Below are 22998 nucleotides of genomic sequence, written 5' to 3' on the forward strand. Positions count from 1 at the left end.
GTCGGGATGCTGGAACAGATCCGCGGCCCCGCCGATCTGCAGCACCTTTCCCAACAGCAGCTCAGCGATCTGGCCGGCGAGATCCGCGAGTTCCTGATTCACAAGGTCGCTGCCACCGGGGGACACCTGGGACCCAATCTGGGCGTCGTCGAGCTGACGCTGGCGCTACACCGGGTGTTCGACTCACCCCACGACCCGATCATCTTCGACACCGGCCACCAGGCCTACGTGCACAAGATGCTGACCGGGCGCAGCCACGACTTCGAGGGCCTGCGCAAGAAGGGCGGCCTCTCGGGGTATCCGTCGCGCGCGGAGAGCGAACACGACTGGGTGGAGTCCAGCCACGCCAGCGCGGCCCTGTCCTACGCCGACGGGCTGGCCAAGGCGTTCGAGCTGACCGGGCACCGCAACCGGCACGTCGTGGCGGTGGTCGGCGACGGCGCGCTGACCGGCGGCATGTGCTGGGAGGCGCTGAACAACATCGCCGCCTCGCGCCGCCCTGTGATCATCGTCGTCAACGACAACGGCCGTAGCTACGCGCCCACGATCGGCGGCGTCGCCGACCATTTGGCGTCGCTGCGGCTCCAGCCGGCCTACGAACACCTGCTGGAAAAGGGCCGCGACGTGGTGCGCTCGATGCCGCTTTTCGGCAAGATCGCCTACCGCTTCATGCACAGCGTCAAGGCCGGCATCAAGGACTCGCTGTCACCGCAGCTGCTGTTCACCGACCTCGGCCTGAAGTACGTCGGTCCGGTCGACGGTCACGACGAGCGCGTGGTCGAGGTCGCGCTGCGCCACGCCCGCGGCTTCGGGCGCCCGGTGATCGTGCACGTCGTCACCCGCAAGGGCATGGGGTACGGTCCGGCCGAGGACGACGAGGCCGAACAGATGCACTCCTGCGGGGTGATCGACCCGGCCACCGGCCAGTCCACCAAGATCGCCGGTCCGGGCTGGACCGCGACGTTCTCCGACGCGCTCATCGCCTACGGCAGGAAGCGCCGCGACATCGTCGCGATCACGGCGGCCATGCCCGGCCCCACCGGGCTGACGGCGTTCGGCAAACAGTTCCCGGACCGCCTGTTCGACGTGGGCATCGCCGAGCAGCACGCGATGACGTCGGCGGCCGGGCTGGCGATGGGCGGCATGCACCCCGTGGTGGCCATCTATTCGACGTTCCTCAACCGGGCCTTCGACCAGATCATGATGGACGTGGCGCTGCACAGGCTGCCCGTCACCATGGTGCTCGACCGCGCCGGGGTCACCGGCAACGACGGCGCCAGCCACAACGGCATGTGGGACCTGTCGATGCTGGGCATCGTGCCCGGCATCCGGGTGGCCGCACCCCGCGACGCGACCCGGCTGCGCGAAGAGCTCGGCGAGGCCCTCGACGTGGGTGACGGCCCGACGGCGATTCGGTTCCCGAAAGGCGATGTGGGCGAAGACATTCCGGCCCTAGAGCGGCGGTCGGGTATCGACGTGCTCGCGGTGCCCGCGCCCGGGCTGAACGAAGACGTGCTGATCGTCGCGATCGGCGCGTTCGCGCCGATGGCGCTGGCGGCGGCCAAGCGGCTGCACAACCAGGGAATCGGCGTGACGGTGATCGACCCGCGCTGGGTGCTTCCGGTGTCCGACGCCGTGCTCGGGCTGGCCTGCCAGCACAAGCTGGTCGTCACGTGCGAGGACAACGGCGTCAACGGCGGGGTCGGCTCGGCGGTGTCGGCCGCGCTGCGGCGCGCCGAGATCGACACGCCCTGCCGCGACGTCGGGCTGCCGCAGGATTTCTACCAGCACGCCTCGCGCGGCGAGGTGCTGGCCGACCTCGGGCTGACCGACCAGGACGTGGCCCGTCGCGTCACCGGTTGGGTCGCCGCGCTGGGCAGCCCGCTGACCGAGCCGCAGATCAGCGAGCAAATGGATTAGCCGGTCGCCGGCGGCTGCAGCGCTCGGGCGAGCGCCGGGTCCACGAGTTCGCGCTGCCACGGCCGCGCCTGGCCGGCGCGCAGAAACGCGTCGACCGCCTCGAGGGGGTCCGGCGCGCCCTCCCAGTCCCAGCACAGCCGCCGCACCAGGTCGGGGGCGACCAGGTTTTCGGTGGGCACCGCCACCCGCTGCGACACCTCGCCCAGCGCCGTCCGGGCCGCCTCCAGCCGCGCGGCGGCCTCCGGTTTACGCCTGCTCCACCGCGCCGGGGGCGGCGGCCCGTTCGGCGCCTCGGCCTCCTCCGGCGGGTCCTCGTTTTGCCGCGCTGCCTCCAGCGCCGCCAGCCAGATCTGCGCGCTGCGGCGCTGGTTGCGCCCCCCGAACACCGGCAGCGCGACCAGGTCCTCGACGGTCTTCGGGTTGGCGATCGCGGCGTCGATGATCGCCGAATCCGGCAGGATGCGCCGCGGCGCGATGTCGCGGCGCTGGGCGATGAGGTCGCGCGCCGCCCACAGTTCGCGGACCGCGGCCAGGCCCCGGCGATCGCGCACCCGGTGGATCCCCGACGTCCGGCGCCAGCGCTCCCGTCGCGCCGCCGCGCCTGCCTCTCGGGAACCGGCGTTCCGCAGGTAGTCGAATTCCTGTGCGGCCCAATCGCTTTTGCCCTGCTGGGCCAGCACGTCGGCGATCGCGGCGCGCAGCTCGATGAGCTCTTCGACGTCCAGGGCCGCGTAGTTGAGCCATTCGGGCGGCAGGGGCCGCTTGGACCAGTCGGCGGCGCCGTGGCCCTTGGCCAACCCGAGCCCCAGCAGCCGCTCGACCATGGTCGCCAGGTTCACCCGGTCGAACCCGGCCAGCCGCCCGGCGAGTTCGGTGTCGTACAGCGCCGGCGGCCGCATGCCGACCTCGGCCAGGCAGGGCAGGTCCTGATCGGCGGAGTGCAGGATCCATTCGTCGCTGCCGAGCACCTCGGCGACCGGCCGCAGTGCGGTCAGCGGGTCGCCGCCGTGGCTGACCGGGTCGATGAGCACCGTGCCGGCGCCGGCCCGCCGGATCTGAATCAGGTAGGCGCGGTTGGAGTAGCGGAAACCCGACGCCCGCTCGGCGTCCACGGCAAACGGTCCCCGCCCACGGTCGAGCCGCTGCGCGGCGGCCGCGATCTCCCGGACCGACACGGAAAGATCGGGAACCCCGTCGGCTGGATGCAGGAGCGGGGTGGCTTCGGGCTGGGTGCTGCCGGGCACGGTGCTGTTGGGCCCGGCGGCCCCCGCCTCGCCCATGTCAGGCGCGTGACCGCGAGCTCAGGTCGGTGACCCCGGTCGGCGGGAGGCCCGCCGCGTGCTCGAGCACCTCGCAGAACGCCTCGACGTGCGCCCCCACCTCCGGGGTGATCGCCGTCCACGACGCGCGCAGCTCCAGCTGGTGGGCCCGTGGCGGCCCCGAGATGTCGCCGTAGCGCACCGACGTGGTGGCGGTGACCGTGCCGCCCAGGGCGGTGGTCTGCTCGAGGCGGGCCTGAAGCGCATCGACCAGCCAACTCCATGCGACCTCGGGCAACAGGGGGTCGACGGCCTCGCTGGAGTCGAGGTCGGCCTGGATGTAGGCGACCAGGCGGATGTTGCCGTCCCAGGCGTCGGCGCCCTCCGGGTCATAGAGCAGGATCAGTCGACCGAACGCGTCGCCCTCGGAGCGCTCCGGGACGATCTCGAGGTCGGGGTGTTTGACCTCGGCCCCCAGCGCATAGCTGAACGGTGCCAGCCGCTGCGGCGGACGGATCGGCCCCAGCTCGATCTCCGGCCGCACGGTCACGGCGTTCATCGACGCCACCGCCTCGCGAAACGGGGCCGGTTCAGCAGAGCCTGTCACAGCGTTCGACGCTAGACCCATCCCCCGACACGCCGAAACAGGCGCGCCGAATTTCGCGCCCGTCGCGACCAACCCGTTACCCGGGCGCACCCGGGTCCGGTAGCCGGTGTTTGGCCTGCTCAGGTCGCACTTCCGCCGGTAAATCGGGCCGGGCGCTTCTCGCGGTGCGCGGCCAGGCCTTCCCGTACGTCGGGGCCGCCGAAACCGACGAATTCCAGGCCCAGCGACGTCTCGAAGGCGGGGCCGAACATGCGGTACCAGTAGTTGAGGCTGTGCTTGGTCCAGCGGATCGCGTTCTGCGCGCCCTGCGCCAGGTCCTCGGCGATGCGGGTGGCCGTCGCCAGGACCTCGTCGTCGTCGACGCACTTGGAGACCAGCCCGATGCGCTCGGCCTCCTCGCCGACCAGCGTCTCGCAGGTCAGCAGGTAGTACTTCGCCTTGGCCATGCCGACCAGCAGCGGCCAGCAGATCGCGGCGTGGTCACCGGCGGCCACCCCGAGCTTGGTGTGGCCGTCGATGAATCGCGCGGTGCGTCCGGCGACCGAGATGTCGGCGAGCAGCGCCACCACCAGCCCGGCGCCCACCGCGGGTCCCCGGATCGCCGAGACGACGGGCTTGTCGAAGTTGACCATGTTGAGCACCATGTCGCGGGCCTCGCGCATGATGCGGATCCGGCCCTCGAAGTCGCCGATGGTTTCCTCGATCAGGTCGAAGCTGCCGCCGGATGAGAAGACCTTTCCCTCGCCGCGGACCAGCACCACGCGCACGTCGGGATCGCGGTCGATCACCGGCCAGATGTCGGCGAGGTCGCGGTGCATCTGCGGGCCCACCGAATTCAGCCCCGGGGCGTCGAGAACCAGCGTCAGGACGCCGTTCTCGCCGGGTTCGCACCGCAGGCTGGGGAACTCGTCGTAGTTGACCGGCATCGGATTGATGTTACGCAAGCGCCGATATGCGGCCGTGGCAGCATTGAGGCCAATGAACAATCCTCGTCGTGACCTTCCCGAGTCGCCGTACCTGGCCGCCGTCACCGGACGCCAGCCCGCTCAGGTGCCGGTGTGGTTCATGCGACAGGCCGGCCGCGCGCTGCCGGAGTACCGGGCGCTGCGCGAACGGCACAGCATGCTCGAGGCGTGCTTCGAGCCCGAGGTGGCGTGTGAGATCACGCTGCAGCCGATACGCCGCTACGGCGTGGACGCGGCGATCTTGTTCTCCGACATCGTGGTACCGATGCGCGCCGCGGGCGTCGAGTTGGACATCGTCGCCGACGTCGGCCCCGTGATCGCGCACCCGGTGCGCACCGACGCCGACATCGAAGCGATGAAACCCCTTGAGGCACAAGCGATTCAGCCGGTGGCCGAGGCGGTGTCGCTGCTGGTCGCCGAGCTGGGCGACGTTCCGCTGATCGGTTTCGCGGGTGCGCCGTTCACGCTGGCGTCCTACCTGGTCGAGGGCGGCCCCAGCCGCAACCACGCCCGCGCCAAGGCGATGATGCTGGCCGAACCCGCCAGCTGGCACGAGCTGATGTCGAAGCTCACCGACCTGACCGTCGCGTTCCTGCGCAGCCAGATCGAGGCCGGGGTGGACGCCATCCAGATGTTCGACTCGTGGGCGGGGACGCTGTCGCTGGCCCACTACCGCCACTACGTGCTGCCGCACAGCTCCCGGGTGTTCGCCACCCTTGCCGAATACGGCGTGCCCATGACGCATTTCGGGGTGGGGACCGCCGAACTGCTGGGCGCGATGTCGGCGGCGCTGAAGTGCGGCATGAAGCCCGGACAGGCCACCGTGGTCGGGGTGGACTGGCGCACGTCCCTGGTCGACGCCGCCGCCCGGGTCGAACCCGGTACCGCGCTGCAGGGCAACCTCGATCCCGTGGTGCTGCTGGCCGGCTGGGAGGTGGCCGAACACGCCGCGCGGGCCGTGGTGACCGAAGGCCGCCGCGCCGTCCGCGCCGGCGCGACCGGGCACGTCTTCAACCTCGGCCACGGGGTGCTGCCGGAGACCGATCCCGGCGTGCTGACCGACGTGGTGGCGTTGATCCACTCGCTATGACCTCTTCGTATTGCGTTGTGGGCGGCGGGATTTCGGGACTCACGGCCGCGTACCGGCTGCGCGCGGCCGCCGGTGACGACGCGACGATCACGCTGTTCGAGCCGGGCGACCGGCTGGGCGGGGTGTTGCGCACCGAGGTGGTCGGCGGGCGCCCGATGGACGTCGGGGCCGAGGCGTTCGTGCTGCGCCGGCCCGAGATGCCGGCGCTGCTGGCCGAGCTGGGCCTGTCGGGACGCCAGCTGTCGACCACTGGCGCCCGGCCCCTGATCTACAGCCAGCAAGGCTTGCGCCCGCTGCCGGCGGGCACGGTCGTCGGGATTCCGTCGTCGGCCGCCGCGATTGCCGGATTGGTCGACGAGGCGACGGTCGCGCGGATCGAGGCGGAACCCGGTCGCCCCTTCGGCTGGGAGTCCGGCGGCGACCCCGCGGTGGCCGAGCTGGTGGGGGAGCGGTTCGGCGAGCAGACGGTGGCCCGGTCGGTAGACCCGCTGCTGAGCGGGGTGTATGCGGGTTCCGCGTCGACGATCGGTTTGCGCGCGGCGGCCCCCAGCGTGGCGGCGGCATTGGATCGCGGTGCCCGCAGCCTGACCGACGCGGTCCGGCAGGGGTTGCCGCCGTCGACCGGCGCGCCGGTGTTCGGGGCCATCGACGGCGGCTACCGGGTGCTGATCGACGAGCTCGTCGAGCGCGGCCGGCCGCGGTGGGTCCGCGCCGCGGTGCAACGGCTCGACCCCGCCGAACCGGGCTGGTCGCTGTTGGACGACACGGGCGCCCGCTGGCACGCCGACGCGGTGATCCTGGCCATCCCGGCGCCTCGGTTGGCGGTCCTCGTCCGGCACATCGCGCCGCGTTCGTCGGCGGCGGCGGACCGGATCGCGAGCGCGTCGGCGGTGGTGGTGGCGCTCGCCGTGCCCGCCGACACCCCCTTCCCGCAGTCTTCGGGCGTGCTGGTGGCCACCGGTGAGCCGTTGCGGGCCAAGGCCGTCACCCTGTCTTCCAGAAAATGGGGCGAGCGCGGGGACACCCAGCTGCTGCGGCTGTCGTTCGGGCGGTTCGGTGACGACCTGGCCCGTACCGCGTCCGACAACGAGCTGCTGGCCTGGGCGGTCGAGGATCTCGCCGCAGTCTTCGGGTTGACCGTCGATCCCGTCGACGCCCGCGTACAGCGCTGGTTCGACGCGATGCCGCAGTACGGCCCCGGCCACGCCGCGGTGGTCGCCGAGGTGCGCGCCGGCCTGCCGCCGGGGATCGCCGTGGCGGGCAGCTATCTGGACGGCATCGGCGTACCCGCGTGCATCGGGTCAGCCGGGCGCGCGATCGAGGCGCTCGACGCGGAAGTGGCACGATAGGTTCCATGGCCAAGCTCGACTATGACGCCCTGAACTCACAGCTGCGTTACCTGATGTTCTCGGTGTTCTCCGTGCGGCCCGGTGAGCTCGGCCAGGAACGCGACGCCGTGATCGACGACGCATCAACTTTTTTCAAGCTGCAGGAGGAGCGCGGTGTCGTGGTGCGCGGCCTCTACGACGTGGGGGGCCTGCGCGCCGACGCCGACTTCATGATCTGGACCCACGCCGAGCGCGTCGAGGCGCTGCAGGCCACCTACGCGGACTTCCGGCGCACGACCACACTGGGGCGGGCCTGCGTGCCGGTGTGGAGCAGCGTGGCGCTGCATCGGCCGGCCGAGTTCAACAAGAGCCACATCCCGGCGTTCCTGGCCGGCGAGGAGCCCGGCGCCTACATCTGCGTGTATCCGTTCGTGCGTTCCTACGAGTGGTACCTGCTGCCTGACGAGGAACGCCGCCGCATGCTCGCCGAGCACGGCATGGCCGCCCGCGAGTACAAGGACGTCCGCGCCAACACGGTGCCGGCGTTCGCGCTGGGCGACTACGAATGGATCCTGGCCTTCGAGGCCCCCGAACTGGACCGCATCGTCGACCTGATGCGTGAGCTGCGCGCCACCGACGCCCGTCGGCATACCCGCGCGGAGACGCCGTTTTTCACCGGGCCTCGCGTGCCCGTCGAGCAGTTGGTGAGTTCGCTGCCGTAAACCGGAAATGAAGGGAACATGACGACCCAATTCGACCCGACTGACCCCACCCGTTTCGAGGAGATGTACCGCGACGAACGGCTGTCGCACGGCCTGCCCGCGGCCACGCCGTGGGACATCGGCGGTCCGCAGCCGGTGGTGCAGAGGCTGGTCGCGCTCGGCGCGGTCAAGGGCGAGGTGCTCGACCCCGGCACCGGGCCAGGGCACCACGCGATCTACTACGCCTCCAAGGGCTACTCGGCGACCGGGATCGACGGGTCGGCGGGCGCGTTGGAGCGGGCGCGGGACAACGCGCGCAAGTCCGGGGTGTCGGTGAACTTCGAATTGGCCGACGCCACCAAGCTGGAGGGACTCGACAACCGGTTCGACACCGTCGTCGACTGCGCCTTCTACCACGTGTTCAGCACCGATGCGGAGCTCCAGCGGTCCTACGTGCGGGCGCTGCACCGGGCGACCAAGCCCGGCGCGCGGCTCTACATGTTCGAGTTCGGCGAGCACGACGTCAACGGCTTCAAGATGATGCGGTCGCTATCCGAGAGCGACTTTCGTGACGTGCTGCCGGCCGGCGGCTGGGAGATCACCTACCTGGGCCCGACCACCTATCTGGTCAACCTCAGCACCGAGACGATCGAGATGATGGCGGCGCGCAACCCCGACCTGGCCGACCAGGTGCAGCCCATGCTGGAACGGTTCCGGGCCATGGAGCCGTGGCTGGAGGGCGGCCGGGTGCACGCGCCGTTCTGGGAAGTGCACGCCACGCGCGTGGACTGAGTTACAGCGCCTCGCGCTGCGCGCCTCGCGCCTCGCGCCTCGCGCCGCGACCCTCGCGCCTCGCGCCTCGCGCCGCGACACATAAACGTCTGCGACGACACGCCGAAAAGTGTCGCAGCGGTTAATGTCTGGTGGATCCGTGCTGTGGGCGGGGGCGTCTTTCGTCGTGTGGACGACGTGTTCAGAGGCAGCGAGGCCGTGCGGCAGGGGCGGCTTACGCCATACCAGCTGCGGACCGGGTTCCGCGCGATCTATCCCGACGTTTACCTGGCGGAGCGCTCGCCGCTGTCGCTTCGGACCCGTACCGCCGCAGCGTGGCTGTGGTCAGGCAGACGCGGTGTCGTGGCGGGGCTCGCGGCTGCGGCATTGCACGGCTCGAATTGGATCGACGACGACGAGCCCATCGAATTGATCTGGCGCAATCAGCATGCTCCGGTCGGCGTCATCACCCGTAATCAGCGAGTCGAGCCCGACGAGGTCACCCGTGTCGCGGCTCTACCGGTGACCACTCTCGCTCGGACGACGTTCGACTTGGCCAGGCAACTGCCCAGAGACGAAGCGGTCGCGCGGCTCGATGCTTTGATGCGGGCGACGCCGTTTTGTGTCGAGGAGGTGTTGCTGCTGGCCAAGCGGTACCCGCGTGCGCGGGGCCTGCGGCGGCTACGCACGGCACTACCGCTTGTCGATGCGGGTGCCGCGTCGCCGAAGGAGACTTGGCTGCGACTCTTGCTGATCGATGCCGGATTGCCGGCTCCCGAGACACAGATACCGGTGAATGAGAACTGGCGAACGGTCGGCGTGCTGGACATGGGTTGGGAGAGATACAAGGTGGGCGCCGAATACGACGGTGACCAGCACCGCACGAGCCGCCGCCAGTACGCCCGAGACCAGTGGCGGATGCGCAAGCTCGACGCGCTTGGCTGGATCGTCATCCGGGTGATCGCCGAGGACAAGCCGGACGACGTCATCCGACGCGTGCGCGAGGCGCTCATTCGTCGCGGATGCCGCGCCACATAACTGGTTGCGACGCGCTCCAGCGTGTCTTCACAACTGGTTATGTGTCGCGGGGGAACCCAGTCGACGCTAGGCGCCCGCCGGCACCAGCCGCAGCGAGATCGAGTTGATGCAGTAACGCTGATCGGTCGGCGTCGGGTAGCCCTCGCCGGTGAAAACGTGGCCCAGGTGGCTGTGGCAATTGGCGCACAGCACCTCGGTGCGCGTCGTGCCCATCGAGTGGTCGGTCCGCAGGATCACCGCGTCGGAGTTGGCGGGGTCGAAGAACGACGGCCAGCCGCAGTGTGACTCGAATTTCTCTGTGCTGCGGAACAATTCGGCCCCGCATGCCCGGCATTGGTAGATGCCTTCGGTTTTGGTGTCGGTGTATTCGCCGGTGAACGGCCGCTCGGTGCCGGCGCGGCGCAGCACGTCGAACTCCTGCGGGTTGAGTTTCTTACGCCACTCGTCATCAGACAGTTGCACCTTGGGACGCGACGTGTCAGAGGAGGTCATGCGTCCACGTTAGCCCGCTCACGCTCGGGCGTCAGCCACGCCGGATCGATGCCGCCGTCCAGCCGGTTCTCGGCCTTGGCGTCGAGGTAACGGAAGCACAGCACGGTGAACGCCACGATCAGCAGCAACGACCAGCCGTAGGTGATCTTCAGGTAGTGCAGCGCGCGGCCGTACCTCATGTACCGGTAAATCAGCCAGTCGTCCAGCGTCAGGAAGCCGTAGATCCCCAGCCACGCCGGCCAGTTACGGATCAGCGAGTTGCGCAGCACGACGGTCATCAGGAACGGGAACAGCATCATCGAGTAGTAGCCCTGGGCCAGCGGCAGCACCAGCCACGACCACAGCAGCAGCACGCCCGACGAGGTGGTGAACCAGAACAGCGGGTCGCGGGTGCGGTAGTAGCGGTACAGCAGCCACAGCGCGCCAATCGCAAGCAGCGTGAACATGATCCGCAGGAACACGATCAGCCACGTGAACAGGCCGAAATACACCCCGTTGCCCTCGATCGAGCTATTGAAGTAATCCCGGGTCCCTCCGATGTACGGCAGCGTTTTGGTGAAGAAGTCCATCGGGTGACTGACGAGCGGCAGCGCGGCCAGGTTGATCACCACCGGAACCACGATCGCGGCCACCACTGCCCGCCACTGCCGGTTCAGCAGGGGCAGCAACAACAGCGGCCCGAGCAGGGGTTTGAGTGTGAGTGTCAGCCCGATCGCGACGCCTGCCCACCATTGACGGCCGACTTTGCGGTCGAGCAGCCACCACAAGAACAGTATCTCCGCCAGCAGGACACAGCCGTTGATGTTGGTGAAGACGAGCGTGCTGGTCACCGTCTCCGTGCAGAACATCGCCAGCAGCAGGGCGGGCGCGGCCACCGAGGACAGCGTGAACTTGAACAGTCGCAGCAGCAGGTACCAGGCGAGCAGGATGGCCACGGTGTTGATCAGGATGAACAGATAGCGCGACGGTGTGAAGGACAGATACCCGAAGGGCGCCATCAGGAGCGTGCCGCCGGGCGGGTACAGGTAGTGCGGGTCGACGTAGTCGAAGTGCTCGTTGTAGATGTCCAGGCCGTGGCGGAAGTTGTTCACCGCGCGGTAGACCGGTTTGAAGTCGTCGGTGATGTTGCCGTTGAGCGTGAGCACGATGCTGCGGTGCAGCACCGAGAGAATCGCCAGCGGCCACAGCGCCGATCGCAATACCGTCGCCGCGCTCGGCGCGCTGGTGCGGGGACGAAACGGGGCCAGGATCGATTCGCGCAGGCCGGTTCGGGTCGAGTCAGCTGCGGTCACCAGCGCACCGTACACCGGGCCCAATCGCGAAGTCTCAGGCGGGACAGTACGTGTCGGTTGCCGGCAGCTTGCCGCTGTTGAGGTAGCCGATCAGCGGCGGCACCGCACACGGCGAATAAATGCTGGCGCCATGACCGATGCCCTGCCACATCACCCGCTTGCTGGCCGCGTTGGCGTTGATGATGGTGGCGGCCGTCGCCGCGACGCCTTCCATGCCGACGATCGGGTCGTTCTGCACTCCGGCCAGCAGGACGTCGATCTTGAGGTCCTTCGGGGCCGCCGGCGGCGAAATAACGGGCCAGTGCACGCATTTGACCAAGTTGAGCGCCGCGACGGTGCCGAATTGCGGATAGAGCTTCCCCCACGCCACCACGAGCTCGCGCACCCGGTCGGGGGTCGGGCGGTTGACCGCGTCGCTGCAGAAGTTGACGAACTGGCCGTCGGAGTCGTTGACGGCGAAGGCGTGATTGATCAGGTTGTTGAGCTGGCTGGCGTCGCCGGAGCGGGCGGCCGCCAGGGTGCTCGCCAGGCTGGTGGTGGCGTTGACGCGCCCGCCGGACGGGAAGCCCAACGCGACGGTGATCGCGTTGACCACTGAGGCTACTGGTACGCCGCCGGGCCCCTTGCCTGCGCGGGCGTCGGCCAGCAGCGCGCTGACGGCGCCCTTCGGGTCCGGGCCCAGCGCGCAGTTCACCGCGACGCACTGGGCGGCGAACGCGTCGAGCGCGGCCTGCTGGCCCTTGACCTGTTGCTCGGCGGCCGCTTCGGCGTTGACGCCCAACGCAACCGGGGAGTCGAGGATCAGCCGGGCCACCCGGTCGGGCCGCGACGCGGCGTAGGCCAGCGCCACCTGGGCGCCGTTGCCGATCCCGACCAGCGCGACCGCGGGCACGTCCCAAAGGCTGCGCAGCCGCTCGATGTCGGAGGCGGCGTGGGAGCTGTCGTAGTCGGAGGCGCCAGGCGCGATGGCGTCGCTGCAGTTGGTGGTGGCGGTGTTCGAGATTTCGGAAAGGTTGGCGACGGGGTCGTCGCCAGGCTGGAATTGCGCTTGGTCGCGCATGGCCTGGCGGTCGAGCTGGTCGCGGCAGTCGATCGGGCTCGACATCCCGATGCCGCGGCGGTCGACGGCGACGATGGGGTGGGTCTGCAGCACGTCGGTACCGCCCCGGGCCAGCCACACCGGCAATTGCGCCGACGACGGCAGGTCGGAGCCGGTGGTGAAGACGAGCGGGCCGGCGTCGCGCGGGGTCTGGTCCGACCGCGCGCGGACCACGCCGATGCTCAGGGTCCCGGCCCCGCCGCCCGCGGGGTCGAGGTCGGTGTCGTAGGTCGCGCAATCCAGCTGGACGCCCGGCTTGGCGGGGACGGCGGCGTCGCCGAAGACGCGTGACGTGCAGTCGTGCCAGGACAGGTCGTTCTTGGGCGCGGCGATCGGCGGCGGGCCGCTGGGCGGGGGCTTGGTGGTGGCCACCCCCTGCGGTTTGGCGCCGGAGTTGGTGGCGAAGCGCGGGTCCGCGGCCAGGCCCGGGACGCAGCCGGCCAGCAATGTGGTCACCGCGACCAGGACCGTCGCGGACGCCAGCTGCCGACTCATGCCGACCACAGTAGCTATGCCTTGACGTAGCGGGCGTACAAGTAGCCGGCGTCGTCGCTCAGGATGTGGGCGCGGCGCATCCGGGTCAGCAGCTGGCCGGGTCCGGTCGCGATGCGCCGGGCCAGGCCGCCGACGACGTAGGGCGCCATGGTCAGGCACAGCTCGTCGAGCAGGTCGTGCTGGATGAACGCCCCGAGCAAGGTCGGCCCGCCTTCGGTCAGCACGCGGCGCATGCCGCGGCCCGCGAGGACCGCCAGCAAGGCCGCCTCGTCGACCTGGCCGGAATCGCCACTCGAGCAGTCGATCACCTCGCACAACCCGGAGAGCCGGCGGCGCGTCTCCTCGGCCGCCGCCGTGCAGGTGAGCACCAGCGGAGGCACCTCGGTGTGGGTGAACACCGCCATGTCGCGGTCGAGGCGACCCGACTTGGTGACGATGGCCAGCGGCGGAAGCTCGCCCTGACCGCGGGCCTGCCGCCGCTGGCGATCTGCGGCGCCCAGCTGCGCGCCGGAATAGCCCTCGATGCGCACCGTGCCCGCGCCGACCACGATGACGTCGGCAAGTTCCCGCAGCAGCTCGAAGATGAGCCGATCGCCGGGTCCTCCCATGCCACCGCTCTTGCCGTCGGCGGTGGCGCCGCCGTCCACGCTGGTGATGAAGTTCGCGCGCACCCACGGGCCGTCCCGCTCCGGGTAGGCGTAGAGCCGGGGGAGTTCGCCGTTGTCGAGTTCGCGGATCGACCCGAGCAGCGTCAGCATGAGCTCGATTGCAGCACGCCGCTACAGTTCGGTGCATGCACGGGTCCGCTTCCGCCGCGGTGGCTCACCTGGTGGATCGGCATCCCAGCGTGTCGCCGGAGCGGCTGATCGCTCAATTGCGGCCGCCGCCAACGTTCGCCGACGTCAGCTTTGCGACGTATCGCCCCGACCCCGCCGAACCGACCCAGGCCGCCGCCGTCGTCGCCTGCCAGGACTTCTGCCGGCAGGCCGTGGAACGCCGGGCCGGCCGGCGCAAACTGTTTGGCAGGCGCGAGGTGTTGCCCGGCGTAGGGCTCTACCTCGACGGCGGCTTCGGCGTGGGGAAGACCCACCTGCTGGCCTCGTCCTACTACCAGCTGCCCGGGGAGGGGCCGCAGCCCCCAACTCCCAAGGCGTTCGCCACATTTGGTGAGCTCACCCAGCTCGCCGGGGTGTTCGGCTACGTCGAGTGCATCGACATGCTGGCCGACTACACCGCGGTGTGCATCGACGAATTCGAGCTCGACGATCCCGGTAACACCACGCTGATTTCGCGGATGCTCTCGTCGCTGGTCGAGCGGGGGGTCTCGGTGGCCGCCACCTCCAACACGCTGCCCGAGCAGCTCGGCGAGGGCCGCTTCGCCGCCCAGGACTTCCTGCGCGAAATCAACACGCTGGCAAGCATTTTCACCACCGTGCGGATCGAGGGCCCGGACTACCGGCACCGCGGCCTGCCGCCGGCGCCGCAGCCGCTGTCGGACGCGGAAGTGACCGCACGCGCCGCCGCGGTCGACGGGGCGACGCTCGACGATTTCGACGCGCTGTGCGCGCACCTGGCCACCATGCATCCGTCGCGGTACCTGACGCTGATCGAGGGCGTGACGGCGGTGTTTTTGACCGGCGTGCACGGCATCGACGACCAAAACGTCGCGCTGAGGCTGGTGGCGCTGACCGACCGGCTCTATGACGCCGGCATCCCGGTGGTGGCGTCCGGTGCCAAGCTGGACACCGTCTTCAGCGAGGAGATGCTGGCCGGCGGGTATCGAAAGAAGTACCTGCGGGCGACGTCACGACTGTTGGCCTTGACATCGATGGGGCACGCAGGCGTCAGCCAAGCTCGCGAACCATGAGGTAGTCGTTCTCGAGGCGGGTGCCCACCTGAAAAGTCCTGGTGCCGTTGACGTTGAAGCCGCTCTTGGCGTAGAAGCGTTGGGCGCGTTGGTTTGCCTGGTTGACGCCCAGCCACACGCAGCGCACGCCCCACGATTCGGCGGTGGCCAGCGCGCGGTCCATCAGGGCGGTCGAGGCGCCGGTGCCGTGGTGGTCGGGCAGCACGTAGATCTTCGACAGCTCGGCGGTGTTGCCGGCGGCGTCGCGAATCAGCATGGCGTAACCGATGATTCGGCCGTCGTGGGCCGCGGTGATGATGGCACGGCGGGGGTCGGCGAGGTAGTCCGCGAAGCGTCCTGCCGACAGGTGGGCGTCGATGAACGACGCGATATCCTCCGCAGGAGTCGAGGGCGGGCATGCCAACGGAAAGGTTTGTGCGGCAACGGCGGCCAGTTCGTCGGCGTCGGCCGAACCCGTCGCCAGCGTTACAGATTCCACTGCGCGAGGTGGTAGCCCGTCTTTTTGTCCAGCAGGACCACCGTGGAGACCGGATCCCGGTAGGCGTCCCAATAGACTCCGCCGCGCACGATCGCCCCGTTCGGCGCGTTGACGAGCACGTTGTCCAGCGCGTCGGGCGCATCCGACGGCCGCGGCTTGTAGGCGTCGGCGTAGGGGGTCACACCGTCGAAGCTGAAAGTGGTCGCCATGATGAACGGATTCGGCACCCGGACGGCGCGGACCGTCACGTCGGCCCGGTCAACCGTGCTGCCCGGGAAACCCCTAAAGGTGCCTTCGCGCGTGTAGCCGAATCCCGGCGGCGGGTCGACGGGGGCCACGCCGCTGACGGTGACGTCGGCGACATAGGTGCCGGTATCCACCCGAAGGGTGTCGCCGATGTGACCGATCGGCGCGTCTCCTGCCCGGGCGCGGGGAGCGGTGAGGCCCGCCGCGGCGACGAGAAGGGCGGACAGAACGATCAGCCAGCGGCGCACCATCGCATGATCGCACACGCGCTACGGCGAAGGGGAGGGGTTCTTGCTGCTGGTGAGTGCGTCGAGCGCGGCGATCAGGTCGGCCTCGACGCGGTCCTTGTCGACGCCGGCCCGGTGCAGCGGCCCGGCCCCGTCTTCAAGCTCGAGCAAGGCCAGCAGCATGTGTTCGGTGCCGATGTAGTTGTGGCCGAGGCGAAGTGCCTCGCGGAAGGTCAGCTCGAGGGCCTTGCGGGCCGGTCCGCTGAACGGGATGAGTTCCGGTGGCTCGGCACAGGCCGGCGGCAGGGTCACCGCGGCGCGCAAGGTGTCGACGTCGACGTTCTGCCGACCCAGTAAGACGCTGGACAGTGCGGCGGGATCGCCGAGTACGCCGAGCAACAAGTGATCGGGAGTGATCTCGCAATTGGCAGCGTCGTGGGCGGCGTTCTGGGCGGCGACCACCGCATTGCGCGCCCGCGGCGTGAAGCGTCCAAAGCCCTGTTCCGGGTCCAGGGTGGTGGCCTCGGCGCGGGGCACGAACCGCTTCTGGGCGGCCTGTTTGGTGACGCCCATGCTCTTGCCGATGTCGGTCCAGGAGGCACCCGAGCGGCGGGCCTGGTCGACGAAGTGCCCGATCAGGTGATCGGCGACCTCGCCCAAGTGCTCGGCGGCCAGGACGGCGTCCGCGAGCTGGTCCAGCACGTCGCTGTGCACCCGTTTGATGGCGTTGATCAGCTCGTCGAGGCGGACGGGGTAGGCGACGGGTGTCGGATCGGACATGCCGTCAACTCTAAGTTGACGGCCCTCCGGCTGTCAACCGTTGGTTGACGCTATCCGACATGTCGCTCGAGATGCGGCCCGGCCGCCGCTCTGCGACCATCAGTGGGCCGTGAAGCCGCTGGTCCTGACGCTGACAAGCCTTGCCGCCATAGTCGGCATGGCGGTGCCCGCGCGCGCCGACAGCAACGACGACGCATTCCTCGTCTCGCTCCATGCGGCCGGCATCACATTTCCCGACCCGGCCCGGGTCGTAGCGGCCGGGAAATGGGTGTGCCAGGCCGTCGGCCAGGGGACGCAAATGGCGGACGTCGTCAAGACGATCCAGTCTCAGAACGCGGGATTGCACGGGGACAACGCCGCCCGGTTCACCGCGATCGCTGCCAATGTTTACTGCCCCCAAGCGTTGTCGACGACGAGCGGCAATCCGGGGTCATAACCGCTCGTCATCGGATTTTTACAATCCCGGCGACCAACGCACGGTTAACGAAACATGTCGTCAACATTTCCTGCATACGCTCCTGCGATTAACCGCCGGCCGGCTTGAAGAGGATGGGAGATTTGGACTTCGTTCAGGCGCAGTTTGTCGATCCGCTCAGCAATCTCCTGAATAGCCACGTCCTCGTTTACCTGCTCATAGGTGTCGGCATTTATTTCACGGTGCGCACCCGATTCATTCAGGTCCGATACTTCAGGCGCATGATCCGCCAGCTAGGCAGATCCCACCGCCAAGAGGGTGGGATCTCGTCTTTTCAGGCCTTCTGCGTCGGCCTGGCGTCGCGCGTGGGCACGGGGAACATCGCCGGCGTGGCGATCGCCCTCACCGTCGGTGGTCCCGGCGCGATCTTCTGGATGTGGGTGGTGGCCGCGGTCGGCATGGCGACCGCGTTGATCGAGGCCACCCTGGCGCAAATTTTCAAGGTGCGCTCCCCGGACGGCACCTTCCGCGGCGGCCCCGCCTTCTACATCCAGGGCGGCCTGCGCTCGCGGGCGGGCGGCGTCGTCTTCGCCATGCTGCTGGTGTTCACCTTTTCGACCGCGTTCAACATGGTGGAGACCAACGCGATCAGCGGCGTGTTGAAATCATCGCACGGTGTCGGAATCGGCTGGACGACAGCGGGGTTGGCCACACTCGCGGCGCCGGTGCTGTTCGGCGGGATCCGCAGCGTCGCCAAGTTCGCCGAACGGGTCCTTCCGGTCGTGGCGCTGGTGTATGCGTTGCTCGCGTTGGCGATCGTCGCCGTCAATGTCAGCGCGTTGCCGGCGGTGCTTCAGGAAATCATCGGTGGCGCGTTCGGAATCCGGCAAATGGCAGGCGGTTTCGCCGGCGGCATCGCTACGGTGATGCTGATCGGGGTCAAGCGGGGCCTGTTCGCCTGCGAGGCCGGGATGGGTAGTTCGCCGAACATCGCGGGCGCCGCGACTGTGTCACATCCGGTGGAGCAGGGCCTGATTCAGTCGCTCGCCGTCTTCGTCGACACCATGGTGATCTGCACGGCGACCGCGTTCATCGTGCTGATGTCGGGTCCAAGCGTCTACGACCCGGCCCACCCGGGTTCGGTTGCCGGCGCAAGCCTGACGGAGTCGGCGATCGCCGCCGGCCTCGGTTCGTGGACCACCGTATTGATGACGACCGTCGTCTTCGTCTTCGCGTTTGCCTCTGTGCTCAGCAACTACGTGTGTGCGGAGGCCAACGTGTTCTTCCTTGGTGGCCGGCGGCTTTCGATCAACGTGCTGAAGGTGGTGACGCTGGCGGCGATCGCCGTCGGCGCGATGTCTCAGCTCACGTTGGTGTGGGCGCTGGCCGATCTGGCGATGGCCCTGATGGCCATCGTCAACCTGGTCGCGATTTGCCTGCTGGGCAAGTGGGCGTTCGCGGCGGTCAGGGATTTCCACCGTCAGTCAGCCGAGGGCAGCCATCCCGTCTTCGTCGCCAGCGAAGCCGGCCTGCCCGGGGTGCTCGGTGGCGACATCTGGGAGGCACCGGAGCACCGACCGGTCGGCGAGCTACCCGAGTCGTCGCGGTTGCGCCGGCCGTCGTTCAAGCTGTCCCGCGCGCCCGCCGCTTAGCTCTGCTCACCCTTGGGCCGACTCCTCACCGCCGGAAACACCGCTGTCGGTGCCGTCGCGGTTCGTTGGCTGCGCCACCCGCCGAGCCGTCCGAGATACCACTTCCACACATAGGTCTCCGAGGTGCTCAGCTGACGCGTAATCGCGGCCGGTCGAAGGTCGTAGCCGCGCGCCTCCAACCAGGAGACGACCACCCATAGTCGGTCGACGTCGTCGTCGGGAACCTCGAAGGTCCACGACAATTCCTCGTCGTCGCAGCCCATCGATGGCCGGGTCGCGGGCTGGGCCGGGGACGCCTCGAATCGCGAGCCGTCGGCTTCTAGGTCGAGGGCGACGTCGTAGCGCACCACCGGGCCGACGATCCGCAGGGTCGTCTGGAATCGGGCGATGTTTCGGCGGCGCGGCTGCAGGCGTTCGCTCACCAGCACGACGCCTTTCGTGCCTGCCGTTCGCTGTCGCGCCCGCACCTGGTTCCACACGGCAATGAGCCCAAGTAGCGCAAGGATGCCGACGAAGACGTCGAGAATGATGAGGGTGGCGACCACCCCTTTAACCTAGGGGCTGGGATGCGGAGCGGCCGCCGTTCTGGAAGGCTCGGGGGGTCATGAGAGTCTTTTTGGCCTTGGCGGGCTTCGCTGCGGTGATCGGCCTGGCGGCGCCCGCGTATGCGGATGACGGCGTGGACGCGGACTTCCTGTCCGCCCTCAAATTCGCGGGAATCTCCTACCAGGATCCGGCCGCCGCGATATCGGCGGGCAAAACCGTGTGCGAGCTGGAAGACACCGGGTCGACGGAAGAGGAAATTCTCGGGAACCTGCAGCAGCGCAACGGTTTCACCGGCAACGGCGCCGCGAAGTTCACGGTGATCGCGGTGGGTGCCTATTGCCCGAAGTACATCACCGGCGAGGGCCGCGGCCCCAAGCCGGAGGGCGCGGTCGGCGATTGATCCCAGACATGCCGACGTCGCGCAAAGTGCTATGCGTCATCTACGGGGTGATCGCGGTGGCGGCGCTGATCGCGTGCTGGAGCCAGACCGTCGCCTACGTCCACAGCCCCACCGATTTCTTCGTCAACTTCTGGCGCGACGCCAAGGTCACCGCGGCGTCGAGGAACATCACCGCCGACGCCCTCATGCTGGGCATCGCCGTGGTCATCCTGATGGTGATCGAGGCCAGAAAGCACAAGGTGCGCTTCGTGTGGGCTTACGTCGCCGCGTGCTACTTCATCGCCATCAGCGTGGCGTTTCCCCTCTTCCTGATCGCCCGCGAATTACGGTTGGGCGCCTCCGAGCCACCGCGCCTGCACGCGGCCGACACGGTCCTGCTCGCCGTGCTCGCGGTTGCGTTTGGGGCACTGACCATTTGGATTGACGTGCCGTGAAGGGCACGGCGATGGCCGGTGCGACCGGCTTGGCGGCGTGGGGCGCGGCGCGCGCGGCCGTCCGGGCGATCCAGCAGAACCCCAATCCGTTTCCCCGCGAACGGCTCACCGCCGTGCCGCAGGGTGAACACGTCCGGATCGACCGCCCCGACGGGACGGTGCTGCACGCATTGGTCGCCGGGCAGGGACCGCCGGTGATTTTGGTCCACGGCTACACAGCCCGGATCCTCGAGTGGAACCTGGTATGGGATGAGCTGCAGGCCAAAGGTTTTCGCGTCATCGCCTTCGATCAGCGCGGCCACGGACTGTCCACGCTGGGCGCCGACGGGATCGGGTCCGGGCCGATGGCGGCCGACCTTGCCGCGGTCCTCGAGCACTTCGACGTCGACGATGGCGTGCTGGTCGGGCACTCCATGGGCGGATTCGTCACCATTCGCGCGGTGCTCGACCACCCCTATCTGGCGCGGCGGCTGCGCGGGCTGGTGTTGTTCGCCACCTGGGCGGGCCGCGTCCTGGATGGGGCGCCGCAGAATCGACTACAAATCCCGCTGCTGCAATACGGCATCCTGCAACGGCTGATCCGCAACAAGACGATCGCGGTGCTGTTCGGCGCAGCACAGTGCGGAAAGCGCCCGTCGCCGGCGATGATCTCGGTTTTCATGGAGTTTTTCAACCAGCACCTCGACGAACACGGCCCGTTGCTGCCGATCGTGCAAGCCTTTTCGCGCGAAGACCGTTACCCGCGGCTGGGCGAAATCGCCATTCCGACTGCGGTGGTGGTCGGCACCGCGGACCGCACGACGCCGCCCAGCCATTCGCGCCGACTGGCCGCGGGCATACCCGGGGCCCGGCTCGTTTCCGTACCCGACGCGGGGCACCTGTTGAATTGGGAAGCGGCCGACGAGCTGATCAAGGTCGTGGAATCGTTTTCGCCTCAGCGGGCTTCGCAAATCGATCACTGACGCGTCGAGCATTTGCGCTATTCGACATGCGCCAGCGCCACCCTTCGGCTATGTTGCGCGGGGCACTAGCAAATGCAACCACCCCGAAGGAGTCAATGGTGATGAAGGTATCGGCGGTGGCGGCCGGGCTGGCTGCTAGCACCCTGGTGATCGGCGTCGCGGCCACGGGCTGCGGAAGCAACAAGTCGTCAAGCCCATCGTCGACCACGTCATCGACGACGTCGGCCTCGGCTGCGTCATCGTCCGCGCCGCCGGCGTCGAGCGGCGTCCCCGCCCAGCCTTCCGACTACAGCAATTTGCTCATCAAGCCCACCGACATCGTCGTGCCCGGCGACACCTTCACGCTGAGCCAGACGCTGCCCGTTCCCAACCCGGCGGGAACCGAAGGCGTGTTCATGAACCAGGGCGGCACCCGCAAGGTCGACGACACGATCTATGTCTATCCCGACCCGGGCCAGGCGTCCCAGGCGCTCGACCAGAGCGCCAAGGCGATTCAGGAGCTCAGCGTGAAGGCGCCGCCGACGCCGGCCGACGTCGGTACCGGCGGCCAGATGGCGGTGGGGCCGTCGCCGGACGGGTCGAAGTCCAAAGCGATCGTGATGTTCACCGAGGGCAAGGTGTTTACCGTCTTGGAGTTCGAGAGCCCGCCCAACGACCCGGTGCAACCCGACTTCGTCCTGGACCTCGGCAAGAAGCAGGACGCCGCCATCAAGAGCGGACTGCCCGCTAGTTAGACGCGGCCCGCGCGATCCAGGTGAAGCGGTGCATGTCCGGAATCCGCGGCGCCAGCGCGGAAGCCACGTCCCGGCCAATCTCGTCGGCCGTCGCCAGCGGAGTGTCGGGATCGAGGAAGCCTTCCACTTCGACGCGCAGCGTCCGCCCCGTCCAGCGGGCGCGGGCGTGCGCATGCGTGACCCCGGGAACGGCGGTGGCTGCGGATTCGGCCGTCGTGATGATTTCGGTGTCGACGCCGTCGAGCAGGCGGTGCGCGATGTCGGAGGTGACCTCCCAGCCGACGTGGCAGATGAGCCCGGTGACCGCGATGCCGGCGGCCGCGTCGGCCCAACCCCACCCGAGTGCTACGCCGACCAGCCCCAGCATGGCCCCCGCCGAGGACAAGGCGTCGAGCCAGGAATGCTTGGCATCGGCCACCATGGTCGCCGAACGAATCCGCCGGCCCACCGTGAGCTTGTAGCGGGCGACCAGCTGATTGCCGGCGATGCCGACGGCCGCCGCGGCGATTCCCCAGCCCAGGTGGGCTGTGCCGCCGTGACGGAGAAGCTTTGTGACGCTTTCGAATCCGGCGACCGCGGCGCTGCCCCAAATCACCAAGGCCACGCCGATGCCGGCGAGGTCCTCGGCGCGTTCGTAGCCGTACGGGTATCGCTCGGTGGGCACTTTCCGGGATGCCCGAAAACCGACGAACACCAGGGCGCTGGTCGAGACGTCCGACAGGTTGTGCAGCGCGTCGCCGAGCAGCGCGACCGATCCCGATACCAGCGCGATGGCCAGCTCGATGAGCCCGGTCAGCGCCAATCCGACGGCGCTGACGGCGATGGCGCGGTTGGCCTGGCGACGCTCGTGGGCATCGTCAGCTGTGGTCTCGAGGGGAAAGCTCCCCGCCGGGTCGCGGACTCCGGTAATGACATGCATGCCGTCAAGCATGCCCGCGCGTGCGGCGCGGTGCACGGTCACGCGGTCGCAGCCACCCTAGAGTGCTAGGTTCCGTCGATGAAATTCGTGGTGGCCGCCTACGGAAGCCGGGGTGATGTCGAGCCCTGCGCGGCCGCCGCTCGGGAGTTGCTGCGCCGAGGTCACGACGTGCGCCTGGCGGCGCCGCCCGACAAGCTGGGCTTCGTCGAGTCGGCGGGGCTCGCGGCGGTCGCCTTCGGGCCGGACCCGCCGAGGCCTAATGCGCAGAATCCGATCCACGC

General features: G+C 68.9%; 25 protein-coding genes and 1 pseudogene. 14 read left to right on the forward strand and 12 right to left on the reverse strand.

All coding sequences use genetic code 11. From position 1 onward, the window contains the following. Positions 1-6 precede the first annotated feature (6 nt). The gene (dxs, locus tag A5764_RS18690; protein WP_067115290.1) at positions 7-1920 is read left to right on the forward strand and encodes a 1-deoxy-D-xylulose-5-phosphate synthase; all 1914 of its coding nucleotides are present in this window, start codon (positions 7-9) and stop codon (positions 1918-1920) included. Here the strand turns inward: dxs and A5764_RS18695 are convergent. The 3 genes from A5764_RS18695 to A5764_RS18705 form a co-directional block, all read right to left on the reverse strand. Continuing rightward, on the reverse strand, positions 1917-3200 hold the full coding sequence (locus A5764_RS18695; RefSeq protein ID WP_067115293.1) for a ribonuclease D: 1284 nt from the start codon (positions 3198-3200) through the stop codon (positions 1917-1919). The two genes, dxs and A5764_RS18695, sit on opposite strands and share 4 nt — an antisense overlap. Before the next feature lies 1 nt (position 3201). Then, positions 3202-3807 (reverse strand): DUF3000 domain-containing protein, encoded by a 606-nt coding sequence (locus A5764_RS18700; protein WP_067115296.1) that lies wholly within the window; start codon positions 3805-3807, stop codon positions 3202-3204. Between the two features lie 98 nt (positions 3808-3905). Continuing rightward, entirely contained in the window at positions 3906-4712 is an 807-nt protein-coding gene (locus A5764_RS18705; RefSeq protein WP_067115298.1) for an enoyl-CoA hydratase/isomerase family protein, read from the reverse strand. A 52-nt stretch (positions 4713-4764) separates the two neighbouring features. On the opposite strand from A5764_RS18705, the gene hemE reads away from it, so the two are divergent. From hemE to A5764_RS18730, 5 genes are all read left to right on the forward strand, one after another. Then, positions 4765-5841 (forward strand): uroporphyrinogen decarboxylase, encoded by a 1077-nt coding sequence (gene hemE / locus A5764_RS18710; protein ID WP_067115300.1) that lies wholly within the window; start codon positions 4765-4767, stop codon positions 5839-5841. Further along, positions 5838-7190: a protoporphyrinogen oxidase gene (locus tag A5764_RS18715; protein ID WP_067115302.1), complete on the forward strand. Its 1353-nt coding sequence runs from the start codon at positions 5838-5840 to the stop codon at positions 7188-7190. Before hemE ends, A5764_RS18715 begins: the two co-directional genes overlap by 4 nt. Positions 7191-7195: 5 nt before the next feature. Continuing rightward, positions 7196-7891 carry a hydrogen peroxide-dependent heme synthase gene (gene hemQ, locus A5764_RS18720; protein WP_067115304.1) on the forward strand — a complete coding sequence of 232 codons (696 nt, stop codon included), beginning with the start codon at positions 7196-7198 and terminating at the stop codon, positions 7889-7891. An 18-nt stretch (positions 7892-7909) separates the two neighbouring features. After that, positions 7910-8662, forward strand: a complete 753-nt coding sequence (locus A5764_RS18725; protein ID WP_067115306.1) for a class I SAM-dependent methyltransferase — start codon at positions 7910-7912, stop codon at positions 8660-8662. Between the two features lie 168 nt (positions 8663-8830). Continuing rightward, the gene (locus tag A5764_RS18730; RefSeq protein WP_067115308.1) at positions 8831-9679 is read left to right on the forward strand and encodes an endonuclease domain-containing protein; all 849 of its coding nucleotides are present in this window, start codon (positions 8831-8833) and stop codon (positions 9677-9679) included. Positions 9680-9745: 66 nt separating this feature from the next. Here A5764_RS18730 and msrB read toward each other — a convergent pair whose 3' ends face one another. The 4 genes from msrB to A5764_RS18750 are packed head-to-tail and all read right to left on the reverse strand — an operon-like array spanning position 9746 to position 13815. After that, positions 9746-10171: a peptide-methionine (R)-S-oxide reductase MsrB gene (gene msrB, locus A5764_RS18735; protein ID WP_067115310.1), complete on the reverse strand. Its 426-nt coding sequence runs from the start codon at positions 10169-10171 to the stop codon at positions 9746-9748. After that, positions 10168-11478 (reverse strand): arabinofuranan 3-O-arabinosyltransferase, encoded by a 1311-nt coding sequence (aftC, locus tag A5764_RS18740; RefSeq protein WP_067115356.1) that lies wholly within the window; start codon positions 11476-11478, stop codon positions 10168-10170. Before aftC ends, msrB begins: the two co-directional genes overlap by 4 nt. Positions 11479-11497: 19 nt before the next feature. Further along, positions 11498-13075: an alpha/beta hydrolase gene (locus A5764_RS18745; RefSeq protein WP_156664756.1), complete on the reverse strand. Its 1578-nt coding sequence runs from the start codon at positions 13073-13075 to the stop codon at positions 11498-11500. Beyond that, entirely contained in the window at positions 13072-13815 is a 744-nt protein-coding gene (locus tag A5764_RS18750; protein WP_067115316.1) for a pyrimidine reductase family protein, read from the reverse strand. The genes A5764_RS18745 and A5764_RS18750 overlap by 4 nt, the downstream gene beginning before the upstream one ends. Here A5764_RS18750 and zapE point away from each other — a divergent pair. Further along, positions 13814-14924 (forward strand): annotated as a pseudogene (gene zapE / locus A5764_RS18755) (cell division protein ZapE). The gene A5764_RS18750 and the pseudogene zapE overlap by 2 nt on opposite strands. Here the strand turns inward: zapE and A5764_RS18760 are convergent. From A5764_RS18760 to A5764_RS18770, 3 genes are read right to left on the reverse strand one after another with little or no spacing between them, the layout of a single operon-like run. Next, a complete protein-coding gene (locus A5764_RS18760) occupies positions 14902-15402 on the reverse strand; it encodes an N-acetyltransferase (RefSeq protein WP_067115322.1) in 501 nt (166 codons plus the stop codon). The pseudogene zapE and the gene A5764_RS18760 sit on opposite strands and share 23 nt — an antisense overlap. Then, positions 15390-15896 carry a hypothetical protein gene (locus A5764_RS18765; protein WP_156664757.1) on the reverse strand — a complete coding sequence of 169 codons (507 nt, stop codon included), beginning with the start codon at positions 15894-15896 and terminating at the stop codon, positions 15390-15392. The genes A5764_RS18760 and A5764_RS18765 overlap by 13 nt, the downstream gene beginning before the upstream one ends. A gap of 21 nt (positions 15897-15917) precedes the next feature. Further along, positions 15918-16655 carry a Clp protease N-terminal domain-containing protein gene (locus A5764_RS18770; protein ID WP_067115329.1) on the reverse strand — a complete coding sequence of 246 codons (738 nt, stop codon included), beginning with the start codon at positions 16653-16655 and terminating at the stop codon, positions 15918-15920. A 109-nt stretch (positions 16656-16764) separates the two neighbouring features. Between A5764_RS18770 and A5764_RS18775 the strand changes: the two genes are divergently transcribed. Both A5764_RS18775 and A5764_RS18780 read left to right on the forward strand, forming a co-directional pair. Beyond that, positions 16765-17091: a DUF732 domain-containing protein gene (locus A5764_RS18775; RefSeq protein ID WP_082951786.1), complete on the forward strand. Its 327-nt coding sequence runs from the start codon at positions 16765-16767 to the stop codon at positions 17089-17091. Positions 17092-17204: 113 nt separating this feature from the next. Continuing rightward, on the forward strand, positions 17205-18722 hold the full coding sequence (locus tag A5764_RS18780; RefSeq protein WP_082951787.1) for a sodium:alanine symporter family protein: 1518 nt from the start codon (positions 17205-17207) through the stop codon (positions 18720-18722). On the opposite strand, the gene A5764_RS18785 is transcribed toward A5764_RS18780, so the two are convergent. After that, entirely contained in the window at positions 18719-19267 is a 549-nt protein-coding gene (locus tag A5764_RS18785; protein WP_067115332.1) for a hypothetical protein, read from the reverse strand. The two genes, A5764_RS18780 and A5764_RS18785, sit on opposite strands and share 4 nt — an antisense overlap. A gap of 59 nt (positions 19268-19326) precedes the next feature. Between A5764_RS18785 and A5764_RS18790 the strand changes: the two genes are divergently transcribed. From A5764_RS18790 to A5764_RS18805, 4 genes are all read left to right on the forward strand, one after another. Next, complete coding sequence (locus A5764_RS18790; protein WP_067115334.1) at positions 19327-19668, forward strand: DUF732 domain-containing protein; 342 nt, start codon at positions 19327-19329, stop codon at positions 19666-19668. A gap of 8 nt (positions 19669-19676) precedes the next feature. Continuing rightward, positions 19677-20102: a DUF2834 domain-containing protein gene (locus A5764_RS18795; protein WP_067115338.1), complete on the forward strand. Its 426-nt coding sequence runs from the start codon at positions 19677-19679 to the stop codon at positions 20100-20102. An 11-nt stretch (positions 20103-20113) separates the two neighbouring features. After that, positions 20114-21064, forward strand: a complete 951-nt coding sequence (locus A5764_RS18800) for an alpha/beta fold hydrolase (protein ID WP_067115375.1) — start codon at positions 20114-20116, stop codon at positions 21062-21064. A 101-nt stretch (positions 21065-21165) separates the two neighbouring features. Further along, entirely contained in the window at positions 21166-21798 is a 633-nt protein-coding gene (locus A5764_RS18805) for a hypothetical protein (protein ID WP_067115341.1), read from the forward strand. On the opposite strand, the gene A5764_RS18810 is transcribed toward A5764_RS18805, so the two are convergent. Further along, complete coding sequence (locus A5764_RS18810; RefSeq protein WP_067115378.1) at positions 21791-22717, reverse strand: cation diffusion facilitator family transporter; 927 nt, start codon at positions 22715-22717, stop codon at positions 21791-21793. The genes A5764_RS18805 and A5764_RS18810 overlap by 8 nt on opposite strands. Positions 22718-22795: 78 nt before the next feature. Between A5764_RS18810 and A5764_RS18815 the strand changes: the two genes are divergently transcribed. Next, positions 22796-22998, forward strand: a 203-nt coding sequence (locus A5764_RS18815) for a glycosyltransferase (protein ID WP_197501625.1), incomplete at its 3' end; no start/stop codon positions are given.

This window comes from Mycobacterium sp. 852002-51057_SCH5723018 (assembly GCF_001667035.1).
Classification (GTDB): Bacteria; Actinomycetota; Actinomycetes; order Mycobacteriales; family Mycobacteriaceae; genus Mycobacterium.